21 protein-coding genes are annotated in these 19,913 nt (G+C 69.2%); 8 read left to right on the top strand and 13 right to left on the bottom strand.

The genetic code is table 11. The features are described from left to right. Positions 1 to 133 precede the first annotated feature (133 nt). On the top strand, positions 134 to 499 hold the full coding sequence (locus tag SHK19_RS12385; RefSeq protein WP_322455270.1) for a DsrE family protein: 366 nt from the start codon (positions 134 to 136) through the stop codon (positions 497 to 499). On the opposite strand, the gene SHK19_RS12380 is transcribed toward SHK19_RS12385, so the two are convergent. Genes SHK19_RS12380 through SHK19_RS12365 form a run of 4 tightly spaced genes read right to left on the bottom strand, consistent with a single transcriptional unit; the run spans position 493 to position 3,992 of the window. Continuing rightward, complete coding sequence (locus SHK19_RS12380) at positions 493 to 1,569, bottom strand: NAD(P)H-dependent flavin oxidoreductase (protein ID WP_322455269.1); 1,077 nt, start codon at positions 1,567 to 1,569, stop codon at positions 493 to 495. The two genes, SHK19_RS12385 and SHK19_RS12380, sit on opposite strands and share 7 nt — an antisense overlap. Continuing rightward, positions 1,562 to 2,356 (bottom strand): CoA-transferase subunit beta, encoded by a 795-nt coding sequence (locus SHK19_RS12375; protein ID WP_322936386.1) that lies wholly within the window; start codon positions 2,354 to 2,356, stop codon positions 1,562 to 1,564. Before SHK19_RS12375 ends, SHK19_RS12380 begins: the two co-directional genes overlap by 8 nt. Further along, positions 2,353 to 3,234 (bottom strand): CoA transferase subunit A, encoded by an 882-nt coding sequence (locus tag SHK19_RS12370; protein ID WP_322936385.1) that lies wholly within the window; start codon positions 3,232 to 3,234, stop codon positions 2,353 to 2,355. Before SHK19_RS12370 ends, SHK19_RS12375 begins: the two co-directional genes overlap by 4 nt. Next, positions 3,231 to 3,992: an enoyl-CoA hydratase family protein gene (locus SHK19_RS12365; protein WP_322936384.1), complete on the bottom strand. Its 762-nt coding sequence runs from the start codon at positions 3,990 to 3,992 to the stop codon at positions 3,231 to 3,233. Before SHK19_RS12365 ends, SHK19_RS12370 begins: the two co-directional genes overlap by 4 nt. 40 nt (positions 3,993 to 4,032) lie before the next feature. Here SHK19_RS12365 and SHK19_RS12360 point away from each other — a divergent pair, with 40 nt between their 5' ends. Together SHK19_RS12360 and SHK19_RS12355 are read left to right on the top strand one after the other, a co-directional pair. Beyond that, entirely contained in the window at positions 4,033 to 4,821 is a 789-nt protein-coding gene (locus SHK19_RS12360; RefSeq protein WP_322936383.1) for an SDR family oxidoreductase, read from the top strand. Continuing rightward, positions 4,818 to 5,702 (top strand): SDR family oxidoreductase, encoded by an 885-nt coding sequence (locus SHK19_RS12355; protein ID WP_322936382.1) that lies wholly within the window; start codon positions 4,818 to 4,820, stop codon positions 5,700 to 5,702. Before SHK19_RS12360 ends, SHK19_RS12355 begins: the two co-directional genes overlap by 4 nt. Before the next feature lie 114 nt (positions 5,703 to 5,816). Here SHK19_RS12355 and SHK19_RS12350 read toward each other — a convergent pair whose 3' ends face one another. Both SHK19_RS12350 and SHK19_RS12345 read right to left on the bottom strand, forming a co-directional pair. Beyond that, entirely contained in the window at positions 5,817 to 6,755 is a 939-nt protein-coding gene (locus tag SHK19_RS12350; RefSeq protein ID WP_322936381.1) for a type IV toxin-antitoxin system AbiEi family antitoxin domain-containing protein, read from the bottom strand. Between the two features lie 184 nt (positions 6,756 to 6,939). Then, the gene (locus SHK19_RS12345; protein WP_322936380.1) at positions 6,940 to 8,103 is read right to left on the bottom strand and encodes a steroid 3-ketoacyl-CoA thiolase; all 1,164 of its coding nucleotides are present in this window, start codon (positions 8,101 to 8,103) and stop codon (positions 6,940 to 6,942) included. Positions 8,104 to 8,252: 149 nt separating this feature from the next. Between SHK19_RS12345 and SHK19_RS12340 the strand changes: the two genes are divergently transcribed. Both SHK19_RS12340 and SHK19_RS12335 read left to right on the top strand, forming a co-directional pair. Next, on the top strand, positions 8,253 to 9,491 hold the full coding sequence (locus tag SHK19_RS12340; protein ID WP_322455261.1) for a cytochrome P450: 1,239 nt from the start codon (positions 8,253 to 8,255) through the stop codon (positions 9,489 to 9,491). Between the two features lie 7 nt (positions 9,492 to 9,498). Continuing rightward, a complete protein-coding gene (locus SHK19_RS12335; RefSeq protein WP_322936379.1) occupies positions 9,499 to 10,740 on the top strand; it encodes a cytochrome P450 in 1,242 nt (413 codons plus the stop codon). 20 nt (positions 10,741 to 10,760) lie between these two features. On the opposite strand, the gene SHK19_RS12330 is transcribed toward SHK19_RS12335, so the two are convergent. Both SHK19_RS12330 and SHK19_RS12325 read right to left on the bottom strand, forming a co-directional pair. Further along, entirely contained in the window at positions 10,761 to 11,555 is a 795-nt protein-coding gene (locus tag SHK19_RS12330; RefSeq protein WP_322936378.1) for a GNAT family N-acetyltransferase, read from the bottom strand. A 122-nt stretch (positions 11,556 to 11,677) separates the two neighbouring features. Further along, on the bottom strand, positions 11,678 to 12,664 hold the full coding sequence (locus SHK19_RS12325; protein WP_322936377.1) for a sigma-70 family RNA polymerase sigma factor: 987 nt from the start codon (positions 12,662 to 12,664) through the stop codon (positions 11,678 to 11,680). Positions 12,665 to 12,800: 136 nt separating this feature from the next. Between SHK19_RS12325 and SHK19_RS12320 the strand changes: the two genes are divergently transcribed. The 3 genes from SHK19_RS12320 (at position 12,801) to SHK19_RS12310 (ending at position 15,038) form a co-directional block, all read left to right on the top strand. Then, positions 12,801 to 13,373, top strand: coding sequence for a dihydrofolate reductase family protein (locus SHK19_RS12320; RefSeq protein ID WP_322455257.1), 573 nt, complete (start codon positions 12,801 to 12,803; stop codon positions 13,371 to 13,373). 89 nt (positions 13,374 to 13,462) lie between these two features. Next, positions 13,463 to 14,767, top strand: coding sequence for an MFS transporter (locus SHK19_RS12315; RefSeq protein ID WP_405030425.1), 1,305 nt, complete (start codon positions 13,463 to 13,465; stop codon positions 14,765 to 14,767). A 121-nt stretch (positions 14,768 to 14,888) separates the two neighbouring features. Beyond that, on the top strand, positions 14,889 to 15,038 hold the full coding sequence (locus tag SHK19_RS12310) for a hypothetical protein (protein ID WP_322455255.1): 150 nt from the start codon (positions 14,889 to 14,891) through the stop codon (positions 15,036 to 15,038). On the opposite strand, the gene map is transcribed toward SHK19_RS12310, so the two are convergent. Genes map through SHK19_RS12285 form a run of 5 tightly spaced genes read right to left on the bottom strand, consistent with a single transcriptional unit; the run spans position 15,035 to position 19,898 of the window. Further along, the gene (gene map, locus SHK19_RS12305) at positions 15,035 to 15,802 is read right to left on the bottom strand and encodes a type I methionyl aminopeptidase (protein WP_322455254.1); all 768 of its coding nucleotides are present in this window, start codon (positions 15,800 to 15,802) and stop codon (positions 15,035 to 15,037) included. The two genes, SHK19_RS12310 and map, sit on opposite strands and share 4 nt — an antisense overlap. Before the next feature lie 45 nt (positions 15,803 to 15,847). Then, positions 15,848 to 16,681 carry an enoyl-CoA hydratase gene (locus tag SHK19_RS12300; protein ID WP_322936375.1) on the bottom strand — a complete coding sequence of 278 codons (834 nt, stop codon included), beginning with the start codon at positions 16,679 to 16,681 and terminating at the stop codon, positions 15,848 to 15,850. Then, positions 16,681 to 17,844 carry a thiolase domain-containing protein gene (locus SHK19_RS12295; RefSeq protein ID WP_322455252.1) on the bottom strand — a complete coding sequence of 388 codons (1,164 nt, stop codon included), beginning with the start codon at positions 17,842 to 17,844 and terminating at the stop codon, positions 16,681 to 16,683. The genes SHK19_RS12300 and SHK19_RS12295 overlap by 1 nt, the downstream gene beginning before the upstream one ends. Further along, the gene (locus SHK19_RS12290) at positions 17,844 to 18,920 is read right to left on the bottom strand and encodes a thiolase domain-containing protein (RefSeq protein WP_322455251.1); all 1,077 of its coding nucleotides are present in this window, start codon (positions 18,918 to 18,920) and stop codon (positions 17,844 to 17,846) included. Before SHK19_RS12290 ends, SHK19_RS12295 begins: the two co-directional genes overlap by 1 nt. A gap of 12 nt (positions 18,921 to 18,932) precedes the next feature. Beyond that, positions 18,933 to 19,898 (bottom strand): Zn-ribbon domain-containing OB-fold protein, encoded by a 966-nt coding sequence (locus SHK19_RS12285; protein WP_322455250.1) that lies wholly within the window; start codon positions 19,896 to 19,898, stop codon positions 18,933 to 18,935. Positions 19,899 to 19,913: the final 15 nt, after the last annotated feature.

Below are 19,913 nucleotides of genomic sequence, written 5' to 3'. Positions count from 1 at the left end.
GCTACGCGTCAGCCGCCAATCGTCATTTCCGAGGCGGCTCCGGTTACGCGTCCACGCGGATGAGCGGGACCCTCGCTGATCCCTACCTTCGTCTCACCCGGCAACAACGCCGTGATCTACGAAGGAGACAGCAATGTCGAACAAAGCAGTGGTCAGCCTCACCACCGGCATGGAGGACCCCGAGAAGGTCACCGTGGCCTTCCTGGTGGCCGTCGCCGCCGCCGAGCAGGGTCGGCCGACCCTGATGTTCCTCACCAAGGAGGCAGTGCGCCTCGCCCAGCCCGGCGTCGGCGTCGGCGTCGCGTGCGACGGCTGTCCGTCGCTTCCCGAGCTGATGGAGCGGTACCTCGCTGCGGGCGGGAGCTACCTGGTCTGCCCGCTGTGCTTCAACGCCAGGGCGCTGGACCCCGAGAACCTGGTCAAGGGCGCCGAGATCGGCGGCACCGTCCCGATGTGGCAGTGGATAGGGGACGAGGGCGCGACGAGCTTCAGCTACTGATCCGCGACCACGTACGACGAGGCGCGGCGCAGCTCGTCCGCGGCCCGGGCCACGATCCGGTCGATGAGCTCCTCGCACGAGGGCAGGTCGTCGATCACGCCGACCACCTGACCGCTGGCGAGCACGCCGGCAGAGGTGTCGCCCTCGACCAGCCCGGCCTTGAGCATGGTGGGGGTGTTGGCGGCCAGTGCCATCTGGCCGAGGGTGCGTCCCTGCTGCTTCTTCATCTCCCGGCCGTCCTTGGCCAGCTCCCACCACGACATCCCTGTGTCGTGCTTGAACTCCAGGGTGCGGCGCAGCGTCGGGCCCATCCGCCTGACGGCACTGGAGTGCTCGAGCTCGTCGACGAGGTCGGTGCGGAGCATCCGGTGGGGCATCCCGTCGACTTTCGCGGTGACGACCGTGTCGGTGAGCCCGCGCTCGAGGTAGAGCTGCTTCACCGCGTCGGGGACCGCGGAGTCGGAGGTGAGGAGGAAGCGGGTGCCCATGCCGACGCCCGCGGCGCCGTAGGAGAGCGCGGCGGCCAGCCCGCGGCCGTCGAAGAACCCGCCGGCCGCGACGACCGGGATGGCGACAGCGTCGAGGACGGTCGGCAGCAGCAGGGTGGTGGGCACCGGACCCGTGTGGCCGCCGCCCTCGCCGCCCTGGACCATCACCGCATCGGCGCCCCAGCCCGCGACCTTCTTGGCGTGCTTGGCGGCGCCGATCGACGGCATCACGACGATGTCGTGCGCCTTCAGGCGTGCGATCAGCTCGGGCTTGGGCGCGAGCGCGAACGACGCGACCTTCACGCCGTGCTCGATGAGCAGGTCGCAGCGGGCGGGCGCGTCGCCCGCATCGGCGCGGAGGTTGACGCCGAACGGCTGGTCGGTGCGGCCCTTGACCTCGACGATCGCCTTCTCGAGCTCCTCGTACGTCATCGTCGCCGACGCCAGGATGCCGAGGCCACCCGCATTGGCGGTCGCCGACACCAGGCGAGGACCCGAGACCCATCCCATGCCGGTCTGCACGACCGGGTGCCGGACGCCGACCAGGTCGGTGAACGGCGTTCGGATCAGCTGCTCAATCACTGGGCACTTCCTTGAACCGCAGTCCCTTCGGGTCGAGCATCTCCCTGATCAGGATCAGCTCCTCCGTCGTCGGCTCCCTGCTGGTCGGCACGTCGTCAGGGACCACCAGCTCGAATCCGGTCTGCGTGACGACGTCGTCGACGCTCACCCCCGGGTGCACGCTGAGGAGCCGCACCGTGTCATCCGGCCCGCCGACGTCGAACACCCCGAGGTTGCTGACGATCCGGTGGATGTCGTTGTACCGCGCCGCCGCCGCTCCGGCGGCCTTGGCCCGCCGCGGGCCGACCCCGGAGACGACGTCGACCTGCTCGACGAAGACGCGAGGCGAGTGCCGGGGGACCCAGTACGACGTCCGGTTGTTGACGGTGTTGCCCGGCGCCCCCCGGGACCCGAGCAACTGCCGCTTGGGCTGGGCGAAGTCGCCGATTGCGGAGATGTTCTGGTTGCCGTCACGGTCGACCTGGGTGGCGCCCATCATCACGTGCCGCTTGCCGTAGGCGACGACGTCGAACACCTTGCGGAAGGGGATCCAACCCTCGACGACGTCGCCCTTGGCGAACAGCGGCGGAACCCCGGCAAGGAACAACGACTCACCGTCGCTGATCACCAGGTCCGGGTTGGAGGTGAGCTTCGCGAGCCGCACGCCGAGCATCGGCAACAGCCCCATCGGGCTGGCGAAGATCTCGCCGTCGTCCTTGAAAGCGTCGGCGATGGCGGCCGCGCAGACGTCGGCTCGCGTCACGGTCGCGTCGGTCCCTGAGCTTGTCGAAGGGGTCGAGACACTCATGCTTGCTCCTCGTGGAACGCCCGGACCGCGGCCTGGTAGGACGCCTCGTCGCCTGCGAGGAAGCGGTCGTGGAACGCCTGCCAGTCGTCGTCAGAGCCGCCGGCCGCGGCGGCGTACGCCTTCTGGAACTTCTCGTCGCGCTCGTAGTCGGGGGTACAGGTCGTGAAGTGGGCGCCGTTGGGGGTCTCGACGACACCCTCGACCATCATCCGGCTCAGCAGCAGCCGCTGCACGGGGGAGTCGACCGTCAGCCCCGCGGTGTCGGTGACTTGCTCGACGCTGACGTAGGCCCGCTTCGCGGCCATGCAGAAGAGGTCGTCGAAGTAGGGGTCGGGTCCCAGGTAGCTCGCGTTGCCGTGCTCGTCGGCGCGGTTGAGGTGGACGAACGCGACGTCGAGCTCGAGGGACGGTACGGCGACCAGCTCCTCGCGGTCGTCGTACGGGCTGGTGACCGTCTTGATCCACGGGTTGTTGACGAGCACGTCGGACCCGAGGCCGGCGCGCATCGGGAGGAACGGCAACCGGTGGGCGGCGGCCCGGAGGCCGGTCTGGAACATGCCCTCGTCGAGCTCGACGATCTCCGCGATGCTCTTGCTCTGGCGGGCCCGCTGGAAGTTCGGCTCCAGCGGGATCGAGTCGAGGGAGACGAACGCGTAGACCAGCTTGCGGATCTTGCCGGCTCGGGCGAGGAGTCCGACGTCGGCGCCGCCCCAGCTGACCACGGTCAGGTCGGTGAGGTCGGAACGGTAGAGCGCGCGGACCAGGGCCATCGGCTTGCGCCGCGGCCCCCAGCCGCCGATGCCGACCGTCATCCCGCTCTCGAGGGTGCCGACCACCTCGTCGATCCTCATCCGCTTGTCGCGCGGCTTGCGGCTCACTTGTTCTCCTTGCTCTTCTCGGTACCCGCGAAGTCGTCACGCAGCTCGTCGCTGACGCCCATCAGGTTGAGCTCGTAGGTGAAGCCCTGCTCGAACCGGTAGCTCTTGTTGACGTCGATCGGGTCGATGCCGTTGAGCGCTGCCTTCGCGGCGCGGATCACCCGGCCGTCCTTGGCGGCGATCTCGGAGGCCACCTTCATGGCCGCGCCGTCGAGCTGGTCGCGTGGCACCACCTCGAGCACGGAGCCGAACTGCACCAGGTCGGCGGCCTTGATCGTGCGTGCGGTGAAGTAGAGGGTCCGCATCATGTGCTGCGGGACCAGCCGGGCCATGTGGGTCGCCGCACCCAGCGCGCCCTGGTTGACCTCGGGCACCCCGAAGTAGGCGTCGTCGCTGGCGACGATGCAGTCGGCGTTGCCGACCAGCCCGACGCCACCGCCGACGCAGAACCCGTTGACCGCGGCGACCACGGGCACCGCGCACTCGTAGACCGCCTTGAACGCCGCGTAGCACCCGCGATTGGCGCCTAGCAGCGCGTCGAACCCGGTGGTGTGCTGCATCTCCTTGATGTCGACGCCGGCGTTGAAGCCCTTGCCCTCGGCGCGGAGCACGACCACCTTCGTGGCCAGGTCGCGGCCCGCCTCGTCGAGCGCGGCCGCCAGGTCGAACCAGCCCTGCACGGTGAGCGCGTTGACCGGGGGAGCGTCCATGGTGACGACGCGGATCCCGTCCTCGCGCAGCTCGCTGGTGACCATCATGACCTCACCCTACCAAGCATTTGCTTGGTAGGGTGCTGGCATGGCACTCACGATCGACCTGACCGACCGGGTCGCCCTGGTCACCGGCGGGGCGAAGGGCATCGGTCGTGGCATCACCGAGGTCCTCCTCGAGGCCGGTGCCACCGTGGTGACCTGCGGTCGCTCGGAGGCCGCGCCCCCCGCGGGTGCCGACCACCGGGTCTGCGACGTCCGCGAGCCGGAGGCGGTGGCCGACCTCGTCGCCGGCGTCGTCGCCGACCACGGCCGCCTGGACGTCGTGGTGAACAACGCCGGCGGCGCGCCGTACGCGCTCGCGGCCGAGGCGTCCCCGCGCTTCCACGAGAAGCTCGTCGACCTCAACCTGATGTCGGCACTGCACGTGAGCCAGGCGGCCAACCGGGTGATGCAACAGCAGGAGCGCGGCGGCGCCATCGTCAACATCTCGTCGGTGTCCGCGAACCGACCGTCGCCCGGCACGGCTGCGTACGGCGCCGCCAAGGCGGGTCTCGACGCGTTGACCGGGTCGCTTGCCATGGAGTGGGGACCGAGGGTGCGCGTCAACGCCGTCGACGTCGGGCTGGTGCGCACTCCTGACACCGCCGACCACTACGGCGGCGACGCCACCGTGGCCGAGATCGAGCGCACCATCCCGCTGGGCCGGATGGCCGACCTCGCCGAGATCGGGCGGGTGGTCGCGTTCCTGGCCAGCGACCTCGCGTCGTACGTCTCCGGTGCCAGCGTCGCCTGCCACGGCGGCGGCGAGCAGCCGGTCTTCCTCTACGTCGCACAGAACCACCACGTCGGACCGGAACAGGGAGAGAGCAAGTGAGCAAGCTGTTGGAAGGTCGGGTCGCGATCGTGACCGGCGCCGGACGAGGGATCGGCCGCGCGCACGCGCTCGAGCTGGCCAGGCACGGCGCCAAGGTCGTCGTCAACGACTACGGCGTCTCGCTCGCCGGCGAGGACACCGGCGAGTCGCCGGCCCACCAGGTGGTCGCCGAGATCGAGGCGATGGGCGGTGCGGCGGTCGTCAACGGCGCCGACGTCGCGGACTTCGAGGCGGCCGCGGCGATGGTGCGGCAGGCGATCGACACCTACGGCGGGCTCGACGTCCTCGTCAACAACGCGGGCTTCGTGCGCGACCGGATGCTCGTCAACACCTCCGAGGAGGAGTGGGACTCGGTGATCCGGGTGCACCTCAAGGGACACTTCGCGCCGCTGCGCCATGCCGGCGCGTACTGGCGCGCCGAGGCCAAGGAGGGTCGCCAGCGCGTGGCCCGGGTGATCAACACGTCGTCGGGGGCGGGGCTGCAGGGCTCGATCGGCCAGGCGACCTACTCCGCTGCCAAGGCGGGGATCGCGGGGCTGACCCTGGTCGCCGCCGCGGAGATGGGCCGGTACGGCGTCACCGTCAACGCGATCGCACCGGTGGCGAAGACCCGGATGACCGAGGGCGCGTTCGACACCTCCGCGATGGCACTGCCCGAGGACAACTCGCCGATCGTGGCCTGGCTGGCGTCGGAGGAGGCCAGCGACGTCACCGGCCGCGTGATCGAGATCGACGGCGGCAGGCTGACGATCGAGAACGGCTGGGCCCACGGCCCGTCCCGGGACAACGGGCGGCGCTGGGACGCGCCGGAGGTCGGGTCGGCCCTGCGCGCCCTGATCGCCGAGGCCCCGGCCCCGGAGCCCGTCTACGGCTCCCAGTAGGGGGTCGGCGCCGTACGGTTTCACCGGCCGGCCGGTGAAACTCTCGCTTGGACGATGAAACTTCGTCGGCCCAGCGACAGCTTCGTCGTTCCAGTACGGCGCGCCGGCGCTCGGTCACGCGGCAGCCTGAGCGAACGCGCGGAGGATGCGGTTCGCCGTGACAGCGGGGTGGTCCAGATCTGCCCACACCAGACGAACCATCAGCCAGCCTGTGATCTCGCGGAGATGATCCTCGCGTGCCTTCTCGCGAAGGATCGCTTCTTCGAGCGACTCGCCCTTGCGTCGGAGGCGAAGGTACTTCTGCACCCCGTCGAACTCGGCCATGACCTTCCGCTCCGGCCAGGCAAAGTCGACGCGGCCGGCAACGTGACCCGCGGGATGACGTATCTCGTACTGGGCAATCGGCGCAGGCAAGCCTTCGTTCCGGAAGAGCAGCCGAGATCGCGTCTCGCCAACCGACTCGGCCTTGCCGTCTGAGAGTCGGAGCTTCGGCAGCAAGCTCAGCGAACCAGGCGTCGCTTTCATCGATGCCAGGACTTGCTCGAGCTGTTCGCGGGTCGCCAGCCCGCTCTGCTGGAAGTAGTCGAGTACGACGACAGCGGGGTCGCGCGACGATATACACGCTGTGTCCATCGCCGTTCGAGCCGGCGCGGTGATCCAACCTCCGTCAAGGCAGGTGATGTCGCCAGCCCTGCAGATGCCGCGATGGTGCACGACCTTCGCGCTGGAGCGCTCGCCGACGCCGTACAGATTGGTCAGATGAACGGCGCGGAGATCGAGGCCCCAACTTGGGCCACCCTGCTCAATGTTGGCGCTGGTGTGGCTGAGCGCCACGTCGTTGCCGTACTGCTTCCGGACCGCCACGACCAGAAGCCGGTGTCGCCCGACCCTGTCTGCCGCCTCCCATACCGGTGCTAGGACGTAGGCGCCCTGCCTGAGTCGCACGATCCGCCCCGTCAGGACGGCACGCCTCAGCGCGTTGTCATCGATGCCGCTTTCAACGGCGTCTCTGCGGAGCAACACGCCGTGTGCGTCCGCCAACCACTCGAGCATGGCGTGAGCCTGCACGAAGGGCCTGGTCAGCGCATCCGGTCAGGTGCACGCCTGTGGATAGCCCACGAGCCGTTGCGGATCCTCAAGCTTGGCCGACGAAACTCGCGCTTGGCCGATGAGACTTCGCACTACGAGCGACAGTTTCACCGGCCGGCCGGTGAAACTGTCGCGCCCGGCCGAGCACTCAGATCCGCTCGAGCACCGTGCCCGTGGCCATCGCGCCGCCGGCGCACATCGAGATCAGCGCGGTCGACTGGTCGCGGCGCTCGAGCTCGTGGAGCGCGGTGGTGATCAGCCGGACGCCGGTGGCGCCCACCGGGTGGCCGAGCGCGATCGCGCCGCCGTTGACGTTGACCTTGTCCATGTCGACGCCGTGGACGCCGGCCCAGGACAGGACGACGGACGCGAAGGCCTCGTTGACCTCGAACAGGTCGAAGTCGCTGATGGCCATGCCGGTCTTCGCGAGCACGCGGTTGGTGGCGTCGACCGGGCCGTCGAGGTGGTAGTAGGGGTCGGATCCGACCAGGCAGTGGAACTTGATCCTGGCCCGAGGCTTGATGCCGAGGGCGTGGGCGCGGTCCTCGTCCATGACGACGAGCGCCGCTGCGCCGTCCGAGATCTGTGACGACGTGCCCGCGGTGTGGAGGCCGTCGGGCAGCACGGACTTGAGGCCGGCGAGACCCTCGAGCGTGGTCTCGCGGAGCCCCTGGTCGGTGTCGACGAGGTGGGTCTCGCCGGTCGGCTTGCCCTCCTCGTCGAGGACCGGTGCCTCGATGGCGGCGATCTCGCGCTTGAACCGGCCCTCGTCGACCGCGACCCGCGCCTTCTGCTGCGACGCGAGGCCGAACGCCTCGAGGTCGGCACGGGTGATGCCGCGGTTCTTGGCGATCCGGTCGGCGCCCTCGAACTGGTTCGGCATGTCGATCGCCCAGTCGTCGGGGCGCGGGTCGCCGAGGCCCGGGGGCACGTTGCCGCCGAGCGGGATCCGGGTCATCGCTTCGACGCCGCACGCGACGCCGACGTCGATGCTCCCGGCCGCCACCATGTCGTGCACGAGGTGCGCAGCCTGCTGGCCCGACCCGCACTGGGCGTCGATGACGGTGCCGCCGGTGTGCTGGGGGAGCCCCTGGTTGAGCCAGGCGCGGCGCACCATGTCGTTGGACTGCTCACCGGCCTGGGTGACGCAGCCCCCGACCACCTGCTCGACCAGCTCCGGGTCGACACCGGCGCGCCGCAGCACCTCCTCCTGCACGAACCCGAGCATCTGGCCCGGGTGCAGGCCGGCCAGCCAGCCCTTGCGCTTGCCGAGGGGGGTGCGGACGGCATCGATGATCACGGGGTTGCCCATGGGACCAAAGTAGAACACGTTCTCGTTCCTGCCAAGAAACGCGACATGAAACACTTTCGTATTTGACCGATGCTCTGTAGTCTCGCGTTAGAACGTGTTCCAGCCGGGCCGGTTCATCGCCGCCCGAGCGACCGAAAGGTTCCACTGACGTGACCGTTGCCGACCTGATCCCTGCCGGGTTCGACCCCACGAACCCGGACATCAACGCGGTGGCGCTGCCGCACGAGCAGTTCAAGGCCTTGCGCACCACCGCGCCGATCCACTGGGTCGAGCAGCCACCGGAGGCCCGGGCCGGCTTCCTCGACACCGGCTACTGGGCGTGCACCCGCCACCACGAGGTGCGCGAGGTGTCCAAGGACAACGAGCACTGGTCGACGAACGAGAACGGCGTCATCATCCGGTTCGCGCCGGACATGACCCGCGACCAGGTCGAGGTCCAGCGCGCGATGCTGATCCACAACGACCCGCCGGTCCACACCAAGATGCGCGGCATCGTCTCCCGCGGCTTCACCCCGCGTGCGATCGCATCGCTGAAGGAGAACCTCCGCGACCGCGCCTACCAGATCGTCGAGGAGGCGGCTGCCAAGGGCTCCGGCGACTTCGTCGAGGACCTCGCCGCCGAGCTGCCGCTGCAGGCGATCGCCGACTTCCTCGGCGTTCCCCAGGAGGACCGCAGGAAGCTCTTCGAGTGGTCCAACCAGATGATGGCCTACGACGACCCGGACTTCGACATCGATCCCGCGATCGCCTCGATGGAGATCCTCGCGTACTTCGACCAGCTCGCGACCGACCGCCGCGACAACCCGCGCGACGACATCGTGAGCAAGCTGATCCACGCCGGGGAGGAGGACGGGCACGGCGCGCTCACCAACGACGAGTTCGGCTTCTTCGTCATCCTGCTGACCGTGGCGGGCAACGAGACGACCCGGAACGCGCTCAGTCACGGCATGCACGCGTTTTTCCAGAACCCCGACCAGTGGGACCTCTACAAGGCGGAACGGCCCGACACGATGGTGGACGAGGTGATCCGGTGGGCGACCCCGATCACCGTGTTCCAGCGCACCGCGATCAAGGACACCGTCCTCGGCGACCAGGAGATCAAGAAGGGCGCCCGCGTCGGCCTCTTCTACGCCTCGGCGAACTTCGACGAAGAGGTCTTCGACGACCCGTTCACGTTCGACATCAAGCGTGACCCGAACCCGCACGTCGCCTTCGGCGGGCACGGCGCGCACTACTGCATCGGCGCCAACCTCGCCCGGATGGAGATCAACCTGATCTTCAACGCCCTTGCCGACCTCGTCCCGGACATCAGCCAGGCCGGCGAACCGCAGCGACTGCGATCGGGCTGGCTGAACGGCATCAAGGAGCTCCAGGTCAACTACAAGTAGTCGCGCGATGACCACCGACCAGCAGGACTTCGACTTCGACTTCACCGACCCCGACGTCAACTGGTCGGCGGTCCCGCACGACCGGTTCCGCGAGCTCCGCCGTACGGCACCGGTCAGCTGGGTGCAGCAGAAGCCAGGCTCGTACGACGGGTTCGCGCCGGAGTCCGGCACCGGCTACTGGGCCGTGACCGGTCACGCCGACGTCGCCGCCGTCTCCAAGGACGGCAAGCGCTTCTCCAACGCCGAGAACGGCGCGATCATCCGCTTCCCCGAGGGGATGGAGCGCGAGATGGTCGAGATGCAGCGAGTGATGATCCTCAACCAGGACCCGCCCGAGCACACGGCCATGCGGCACATCGTGTCGCGTGCGTTCACGCCGCGATCGATCGCACAGCTCGAGCAGATCATGAGGGACCGGGCGCAGCGGATCGTCGCCGACGCGGTCGAGCGGGGCTCGGGCGACTTCGTCGAGGAGGTGGCCGCGGAGCTGCCGCTCCAGGCGATCGCCGACCTGCTCGGCGTACCGCAGGAGGACCGCAAGAAGCTCTTCCACTGGTCCAACCAGATGCTGGCCAATGAGGACCCCGACTTCGCCGAGGTAGACGGCCAGGAGGCCGCGGCCGAGGTGCTGATGTATGCGATGGCGATGGCGGCCGACCGCAAGGCCGCGCCGCGTGACGACATCGTGACCCGGCTGCTGGAGGCCGACAAGGACGGTCGAGGGCTCACCGACGACGAGTTCGGCTACTTCGTGATCATCCTCGCTGTGGCCGGCAACGAGACCACGCGGAACGCGATCACCCACGGCATGAACGCGTTCTTCGACAACCCCGACCAGTGGGAGCTGTGGAAGCGCGAGCGTCCCGACACGATGATCGACGAGGTCGTCCGGTGGGCGACGCCGGTCACGGTCTTCCAGCGCACCGCACTCGAGGACGTCGAGGTCGGGGGAGTGCCGGTTCATAAAGGACAGCGGGTCGGGATCTTCTACGCCTCGGCGAACTTCGACGAGAACGTCTTCGACGACCCGTTCCGCTTCGACATCACCCGCGACCCCAACCCGCACGTGGGGTTCGGCGGCCACGGTGCCCACTACTGCCTCGGCGCCAACCTCGCCCGCCAGGAGATCCGGCTGATCTTCGACGCACTCGCCGACCACGCGCCCGACATCGCCAAGGTCTCTGAACCCAAGCGGCTGCGGCACGGCTGGATCAACGGCATCAAGGAGCTGCAGGTCCGGTACGGCTGACGTACGCGCAGACCTCGATCTCAGCGGCTCCACAGGTACGGCGTGGTGGTGGAGACCTTGAGAAGGCCGTACCGTTCCAGGATCGGACGGGAGTACTCGGTGGAGTCGCTGTTGATCAGGGTCTTTCCCTGACGCAGTGCCGATCGGGCCCGCGCAGCGGTCAGAGCTCGATAGATCCCCCGACGACGCCACCCCTCCAGGGTCGATCCGCCCCAGATGCCGGCGAACTCGGTCCCCGGCACCGGTTCGAGCCGACCCGCGGAGACGACCTGCCCCTGGACCTCGGCGACCCACAGCTCCATGCCGTCGTCGAGGGAGAGCCGGTTCAGCAACGCGTCAGCCATCGCCACCTCCTCGGCCGGAGAATCGCCGAACACCTGCGCGCTCATCGCGCACATCGCCCGGACGTCGCTCTCCGCGGTGACCTGCCGCAGCGTCACGTTGTCGGGCAGAGGCACGTCGACCGCCAGGCCTCGCGCCTCACCGATCATGATCGACTCCGTCTCCTCGGCGACGAACCCGTGGTCGAGGAGGCACTCGTGCAGTCCGGGGGCGTGGTCGTGTCCCCGCGTCTTCCACTCCACCCGGGTGATCTCGGGATCCGCCTGGTAGTGCGCCACCGCCGCGCCAACGAGTCGGCCGATCTCGTCGGCGTCGGCACCGTCGAGGTCCCGGTAGGTGACGAAGCCGCGACCACCTGCGAACGTCACCATCCGCAGCGGTCCGTGAGCCGTCACCGCGATCGCGCTGGGCGTCTCTGCGTCGGCCCGCAGCTGGTCGTCGTACGCCGCGAGGAACCGAGCCCGATCATCCATGGTGCTCATCATCGGGGAGCCCGTGCCGCTGTCGCCAGCGGATTGCGACGTGGGCGACATCCGGGTCGACCGGCTCAGGCCGGCGCCGACCTCGCCCGCCCGGCCGACGCTGCGCGCGTCGCCTACTCGGATCGCAGCGAGCGGGGCAACCCGAAGTGCGGCAGCACGCCGTTCTCGAAACGGGTCATGGCGCAGATCCTGGTGTCTCTCAAGGTCAGCACGATGAGCCCGTTGCCGTGGCTCACCCCGTCCGGTCCGCGCAGGTAGGCGCCGAACGCCGGCTGGCCGTTGGCGCTGGTCGGAACGAGGTCGACGGTCCGACCGCGGCCGAAGACGGCGGCAAAGAACCCGGCGACGGCATCAAGTCCCTCGTACTCGAACGGCAGCGGCGGCATCGAGATGAAGATGTCGTCGGTGAGGAGTGCGACGAGTCCGTCGATGTCAGCCGAGCCGTACGCCCGCACGAATCGCTCGATGAGGTCCTGCTCCGCCGGCGTCGTCACGGCGGGAGGGTCGCCGCGACGCTGGTACAAGGTCGCTCGCGCCCGCTTGAGGGCACTGTTGGCGGCACTGACGGTCGTCTCGAGCATCTCGGCCACCTCCTGGGCCGGGAACCCGAGGACGTCGCGCAGGACGAGCACCGCTACCTGCCGCGGCGGCAGCACCTGCACCGCGGTGACGAACGCCAGTGACATCGACTCGGACTGCTCGTAGCGGGCCTCAGGGCCGAGCGGGATCGTCAGCCCGGCTAGAGCGAGATCCGGGTACGGCTCCAGCCACGGGACCTCCCCGAGCCGCGTGGGCTCCGGCGGTTGAACGTGTGGCACGTCCCACTCCTTCGGTGGCCGCCGACTCTCGGACCGGCGGGCGTTGAGGCATGAGTTGGTGGCTATCCGGTAGAGCCAGGTCCGCAGCGACGAGCGTCCCTCGAACCGCGCCAAGCCGGTCCATGCCGCAAGCAGTGTCTCCTGCAGCACGTCCTCGGCGTCTTGGTACGACCCGAGCATCCGGTAGCAATGCACGTGCAACTCGCGGCGGAACGGGTCGATCAGCTCCTGGAAGGCGGCGCCGTCGCCGGCCTTCGCCCTGTTCAGCAATGCAGTCGTCATGGGTGCCTCTTCGTCGGACTCGTCTTCTCCCGGTACTGACACCGCACAAGCCGAGAAATGGGCGCTCGGTCGACGCCCGCTTTCCCAATGGTCCGGTGTCTATCCCCATGACAGTCAACGATGGAAGGCGATAGCCATGGGCAAGATCGTGGTCAGCGAACAGATCTCCCTCGACGGGGTGGTCGAAGACCCGTCCGGAGTGGAGGGAACCGGCCGCGGCGGCTGGGTGAACGAGATGTCGCAGGCCGACCGCGCGAGGTGGACCGAGCACGAGTTCGCCGAGTCGGTCGCAGCCGAGGCACTGCTCTTGGGTCGTCGCAGCGACGCTTGGTTCGCCGCACGCTGGCGGGACCGCGCCGGCGAGTGGGCAGACCGCCTGAACACGATGCCGAAGTACGTCGTCTCCTCGACGCTCGATGAGCCGCAGTGGGGCAACGCGACGGTTCTCAGCGGTGACGTCGTGGAGCAGGTCGCCAAGCTGCGCACCGAAACGGACGGCGACATCGTGGTCTACGCCAGCGCCTTGCTGGTAAGGCTGCTCCTCGACCACGACCTCGTCGACGAGCTCCGGCTGACCATCCACCCGTTCGTCGTCGGCGCGGGGCCGTCGCTCTGGGGCGAGACGGCGAGCCGCAAGACCTTCCGCCTCACCGACAGCCGGCTGCTGGGGAGCCTTCCCCACCTGACCTTCGAGGTCGTGGCCGCATGACGACCGTGACCACCACGCCTCCGAAGACGGGGTTGATACTGCTGCTGCTGTGCGCGGCGCAGTTCATGGTCGTCCTGGACATCGCGATCGTGAACGTCGCGCTGCCCTCGATCCAGGTCGACCTCGCCATGAGCCAGGACTCTCTGCAGTGGGTGGTGATCGCCTACGGGTTGATGCTCGGTGGCTTCCTGCTGCTCGGCGGCCGGTTGGCCGACCTGCTCGGGCGCAAGCGCGTGCTGATCTCGGGCCTGGCGGTCTTCACCGCCGCGTCACTGCTGGCGGGACTGGCGGAGAGCGCCGAGCTGCTGATCGCGGCCCGCGCGATCCAGGGATTCGGTGCGGCGATGATCCCCCCGGCTGCCCTGTCGATCCTCGCGATCACGTTCGAGGAAGGCGCTGCACGAAATCGCGCCCTCGGTCTCTTCGGCGCTGTTGCGGGCATCTCGGCGACGGTCGGCGTCATTGCCAGCGGGCTACTGACCGACGGGCCGGGTTGGCGGGCGATCTTCCTGCTGAACGTGCCGATCGGCATCGTCCTGATCGCGATGACGGCACGGCTTCTCAGGGGTGAGGCGCGCGACGATTCCGGCGAACCGTTCGACATCGCCGGCGCGGTGACGCTCACTGGAAGCATTCTGCTGGTCGTCTATGCGCTGAGCCAAGGACCGGACGACGGGTGGGTGGCGTGGTCGACGCTTGCTCTTTTCGCCGGCGCGGCCGCGCTGATGGGCGCGTTTCTCGCCATCGAGTCGACCTCGCGGGAGCCACTCATCCCGGGCATCGCGGTGCGCAACCGAACGCTCATAGCCGCCAACCTGAGCGCCCTCTTCACGTTCAGCACGTTCTTCGCGCTGATCTTCGTGGGTACGTTGCTCATGCAGCAGGTGCTGGGCTACTCGGCAACGAAGACGGGCGTCGCGTGGGTGGCCACATCGGGCATCTCGTTCTTCGCCGCTGGCCTCACCGGGAGCAAGCTTGCCGCCGTGCTCGGTCCTAGGACGTTGCTGATCGGTGGACAGGGACTGCTCGCGGTCGCCATGCTGCTGCTGGCCCGCGTCCCGGCGGATGCCGACTACTGGACCGACCTGCTACCGGCATTCCTTCTCGCCGGGATCGCGGTGGGGGCAGCGGCGCCGGCCATCCAGATTGCCGCACTCGCCGGTGTCGAGGAACGGCTGACCGGCCTCGCTTCCGGGCTCGTCGAGACATCGCGCGAGATCGGTGGGGCGATCGGCGTGGCCGTGGTCGCAACGGTTCTCACGTCGCAGGCCGGCATCGAGGGGTTCCGAGCCGCGTTCGTCGCCCTCGCTGCCATCGCCGCGCTGGGCGCCATCGCCGCAGCGGCGAGATTCCCCCGCCACGATCGCGCAACGATCGACGCGGGAGCGGCCTGACGAGGATCAGCATCGTGTGGACGCGAAGACCTTCGGGTCCGCCGGCGCAGATGGGCGCCAACGCCTGCTGGCGGCGCTACGGTTGTGCCGAGAGATCGCCCAGCACCTCAGGAGCGCTTCGATGAGTGACACGGACACCGAGCGGTTCTCGGGATATTCGGAGAACAGCTACCAGCACACGATGCACACGTATGCCTGGATCTCCCTCTGGCTGATCGTGGGCATCGGAGTGGCGTTCGGCATCTACGGGTTCGTCGTCGGACTCGACTAGTCCCGCGCCGTCAGCACGATCGGGTCGCCCTCGGTGAGGGCGACCGTGTGCTCGACGTGCGCGCCGCGGGACCCGTCGGCGCTGCGGATCGTCCAGCCGTCGGGGTCGAACCGGATCTCGTCGGTGGTGTGCAGGAACCACGGCTCGATCGCGATGACCAGACCGGGGCGGAGCTTGAGGCCGCGACCGGCCTGACCATCGTTGGCCACGTGCGGGTCGCCGTGCATGGTGCGGCCGACGCCGTGGCCGCCGAACTGCAGGTTGACCTTGAGGCCTTCGGCGCGGGCGACGGAGCCGATCGCGTGCGAGATGTCGCCGAGCCGGTTGCCGGCCCGGGCGGCGGCGATGCCGGCGTCGAGCGCCCGCTGGGCGACGTCGATCAGCCAGACGTCCTCGGTGCGAGGCGTACCGACGACGACGGAGAGCGCGGAGTCGGAGACCCAGCCGTCGACCGCGGCAGCGAAGTCGACCGACAGCAGGTCGCCGTCCTTCAACGTGTAGTCGAACGGCAGGCCGTGCAGCACGGCGTCGTTGACCGACGTGCAGAGCACCTTGCCGAACGGCATCGCGCCGAACGACGGGTGGTAGTCGATGTAGCAGGACTCGGCGCCGGCGTCCTTGATCATCCGGTGCGCCAGCTCGTCGAGCTCCAGCAGGTTGACCCCGACGTCCGCCTTCTCGGCCAGGGCGCTGATGACCGAGGCCACGAAGCGCCCGGCAGGACGCATCTGCTCGATCTGGGTCGGGGTGCGGAGCTCGATCACGCGGTCAAGGGTACGGTCTCGACACGTTCGACCAGCAAGTGGCGATCAATCCAGGAACTTGGGCTCGCGCTTCTCCTTGCGGGCCGCGACGGCCTCCTCGAAGTTCTGCGTCATCAGCCGCACCAGCAGCTGCCCGGCGCCCTCGGCGTGCATGTGCTGCTCGAGGCTGGCGGCGTCGAGGCTGTCCTGGAGGGTGCGCTTGGTCAGCTCGACGCCCGGCCGGCTCCAGCGGGTGATGTCGGCCGCGGTCTCGAGGCAGCTGTCGAGCAGCTGGTCGTCCGGGACGACACGCGACACCAGACCGATCGACGCCGCCTCGACCGCATCGACGTCCCGGCCGGTCAGCATGATCTCCGCTGCTCGGGACGTGCCGACGGCCCGCGGGAGCAGGTAGCTGAGGCCGAGCTCGCTGGCGGTGAGGCCGTTGTTGATCCCGGCGGCGCGGAAGAACGCGGACTCCGCCGCGACCCGGACGTCGCACGCCAGGGCGAGGCACAGCCCGCCGCCGATGGCAGGTCCGTTGACGGCGGCGATCACCGGCTGGTGGAGCCGTCGCAGGGTGACGATGATGTCGTCCAGCAGCTCCATCGCGCGCAGGGCTACGGTCACGCCGGTCAGACCGTCGATGTTGGGCATCCGGCCGCGCTCGCCGCTCTGGTCGGCACCCGAGCAGAACGCCCGGCCGGCGCCGGTGAGAATGACGACACGCACGTCATTGTCGTCGCCCAGCTGCCGCAGCGCGTCCCGGAACGGGACCATGACGTCGAACGCCATGGAGTTCATCCGCTCGGTGCGGTTGAGCGTGACGACCGCGACATCGGGTCGCGGCCGGTCGACCAGGACGAAGCCTTCGGTGCCACCGTCGGCGTCGGACGTCATCAGTTCGAGGGCTTCTCGGAGCCGACCACCCACATCGCGAAGAACTGCGACCCGCCGCCGTAGGCATGGCCCAGCGCGCGTCGGGCACCGTCGACCTGATGCTCCCCGGCCGCGCCGCGGACCTGGAGGGCGGCCTCGCCGAAGCGGAGCATGCCAGACGCGCCGATCGGGTTGGAGGAGAGCACGCCGCCGGAGCAGTTGACCGGGATCTTGCCGTCCATCGCGGTCTCTCCGGCCTCCGTGAGCTTCCAGCCGTCGCCCTCGGCCGCGAAGCCGAGGTTCTCCAGCCACATCGGCTCGAACCACGAGAACGGCACATAGATCTCCGCAGTGTCGATCTCCTCGAGCGGGTTGGTGATGCCCGACTGCTTCCACAGCGCAGCGGCCGCATCGCGGCCGGCCTGCGGGTTGACCTGGTCGCGCTCGGCCGCGGTCGTCGCCTCCGAGCGCATGACCGTGCCGTGGATCCAGGCCGGGTTCGGGGAGGACGCGGCGGTCTGCTCGTCGACGATCACCAAGGCGCACGCGCCGTCGCTGGACGGGCAGGTCTCGTCGTACCGGATCGGGTCCCAGAGCATCTGCGACGCCAGCACCGACTCGACCGTGGTGCCTTCGTTGTGCAGGTGCGCGTAGGGGTTCTTCAGCGCGTTGTTGCGGTCCTTCGCCGCGACGATCGCGCCCACGTGCGTGGGTGCCTGTGACCGCCGGATGTACGAGCGCACGTGCGGCGCGAAGTAGCCGCCAGCCCCGGCGTGCACCGGCATGTTGAACGGCAGGGGCACCGACAGCGCCCACATCGCGTTGGACTCCGACTGCTTCTCGTAGGCGACGGTCAGCACCCGCCGATGGACGCCGGCCTGCACGAGGGAGGAGGCGACGATCGCGGTGGACCCGCCCACCGAGCCGGCGGTGTGCACCCGCAGCAGCGGCTTGCCCGCCGCGCCGAGTGCGTCCGCCAGGAACAGCTCCGGCATCATCACGCCCTCGAACAGGTCGGGCGCCTTGCCGACCACGATCGCGTCGATGTCGTCGAGCGACAGGTTCGCGTCGGCGAGCGCCCGGTCGATGGCCTCCCTGCAGAGGCCCGCCATCGAGACGTCCTCGCGCTTGGCGCGGTGGTGGGTCTGGCCGACGCCGATGATCGCGGCAGGTTGCTTGCCCATCAGTTCCCTGCTCCTTCGGTAGCGGATGTCGACGCGGCGAGTGTGCACACGAGGTTCTGCTGCAGCGCGGGGCCAGAGGTGGCGTGTGCCAGCACCTTGCCGGCCTCGCCGGACCAGATCCGCTGGGCCGCCTCGCCCACCCGGATCCCACCGGCGGAGAACATCGGGTTGCTGGCGAGCGCCCCGCCCGACGGGTTGATCGCGACGTCGTCGGCCAGACCCAGCTCGCTGCGCAGGATCAGCTCCTGGTGGCTGAACGGCGCGTGCAGCTCGGCCACCTCCACCCCGTCCAGGTCGAGCGCCGCGCCCGCGCGTCGGGCGGAGGGCGACCGGGTCAGGTCGCGAACGCCCATCCCCATCGGGTCGACGTAGTGGGAGATGCCGGTCAGCCAGGCGGGCCGGTCCCGCACCTCGCGGGCGCGGTCGCCCGCGGCGAGCACGAGGGCGGCCGCGCCGTCGGTGACCGGCGCGCAGTCGTGCTTGCGGAGCGGGTCGGCGTACATCGGCCGGCCGAGCAGCTCGTCGACAGACGACCCGCCCTTCCGGACGGCGTACTCGTTCTTCTCGGCGTCGGTCAGCGACCGGTTGGCGACCTCCGCCATGGCGCGCTCGTCCCACAGCCCGGCGTCGATGCCGGTCCGGGCCTGCAGGCCCGCCAGGGAGACGGTGTCGGGCCACAGCGGCGTCATCGTGTAGGGCTCCAGCTGGAGGGCGAGGGTACGACGGAGCACGCCGGCCGAGCTCTTACCGAAGGCGTAGACGAGAGCCGTGTCGACCTCGCCGGTCTGGATCTTGATCCACGCCTCGTACATCGCCCAGGCGAGGTCCATCTCGACGTGCGACTCGTTGACCGGCGGGATCACGCCGATCGCGTCGACCGCCTGGACGAACGAGAACGAGCGCCCGGCCAGGTAGTCCGAGGAGCCGGAGCACCAGAACCCGACGTCCTTCCGGGTCCATCCGGTCTGCTCGTAGCACTCCTTGAAGAGGGGGACGAGGAGCTCGACGCAGGTCGGGGACCCGTCGAACTCCGGCATCTGTCGCTGGGCGAACCCGACGACGGCGACGTCTCTCATTGAACGCTCTCCTCAGAGGTGGTGCTTGTAGGTGTCGAAGTCGGCGTCCGGATCGCCGGTCGGCGCGAAGTGGTCGATGTTCTCCAGTGAGAACGTCCACTCGTCCTTCGGTTTCCAGACGGCCTTGACGCGCATGCCCATCCGGACCTCCTCGGCGGGGACGCCGAGGATCAGGTGCAGGACGGCGATGTCGGCGCCGTCGAGGAGCACGTAGGCGGAGACGTAGGGCGGGGTGATCTTCTGCCCCAGGAACGGCACGTTGACGATGCAGAACGTGGTCACCGTGCCCGTCTGCGAGAGCTCGACCTCCTCCGCGGTAGGAGTGCCGTCGGCGGGGCAGGCGCTGCGCGGCGGGATGTAGACCTTCTGGCAGGTGGGGCAGCGCTGGCCCATGATCCGGCCCTCGTTGAGGCCCCGGTAGAACAGGGACTCCTCCGGGGAGGCCGCGTAGTTGTAGTCGAGCGACACCGGTACGACGACGCCGGTGACGGCCTCGTCGTGAGCGCTGGCGGCGACCTCGTTCGGAGTCTCGGCCTCGCCCGGTGCCAGCGGCTCGAAGCAAGCGATGTCCGTGATGGCGCCGGTGCGTTCCTCGGCCCAGCGGATCCGGACGCGCATCCCGGTGGTCACGTCTTCCGGCGAGGCCACGTCCAGTGCGTGGAGCAATGGAGCAGTGGCGCCGTCCAGGGTGACGAGCGCGAACGCGAAGGGATGGTCGAACGGCTGCGCCTTCACCGGCTGGGGCACCCAGGTCCATGACGTCACGGTCCCGACGCTGGAGACCTCGACGAAGTCGGTCGTCGCCTCGTGAGTCCCCGGGTCGAACTCGAGAGGCGGCACGACCACCTCGCCCGAGGATGTCCGGCCGCCGACGACCACGCCGTCGCGGAGGCCGGAGAAGAAGCGGCCGATGACGGGACCGGTGGAACGGGTGTAGTCGAAGGCGACGGTGACAGGCGCCTGCAGGGTCCGGCTCATGGGCGAAAGTGAAAC

The sequence above is a fragment of the Nocardioides bizhenqiangii genome, assembly GCF_034661235.1.
Lineage (GTDB): Bacteria > Actinomycetota > Actinomycetes > Propionibacteriales > Nocardioidaceae > Nocardioides > Nocardioides bizhenqiangii.
The sequence above is the reverse complement of the archived record's forward strand: the minus strand, read 5'-3'. Positions and strand labels throughout refer to the sequence as shown.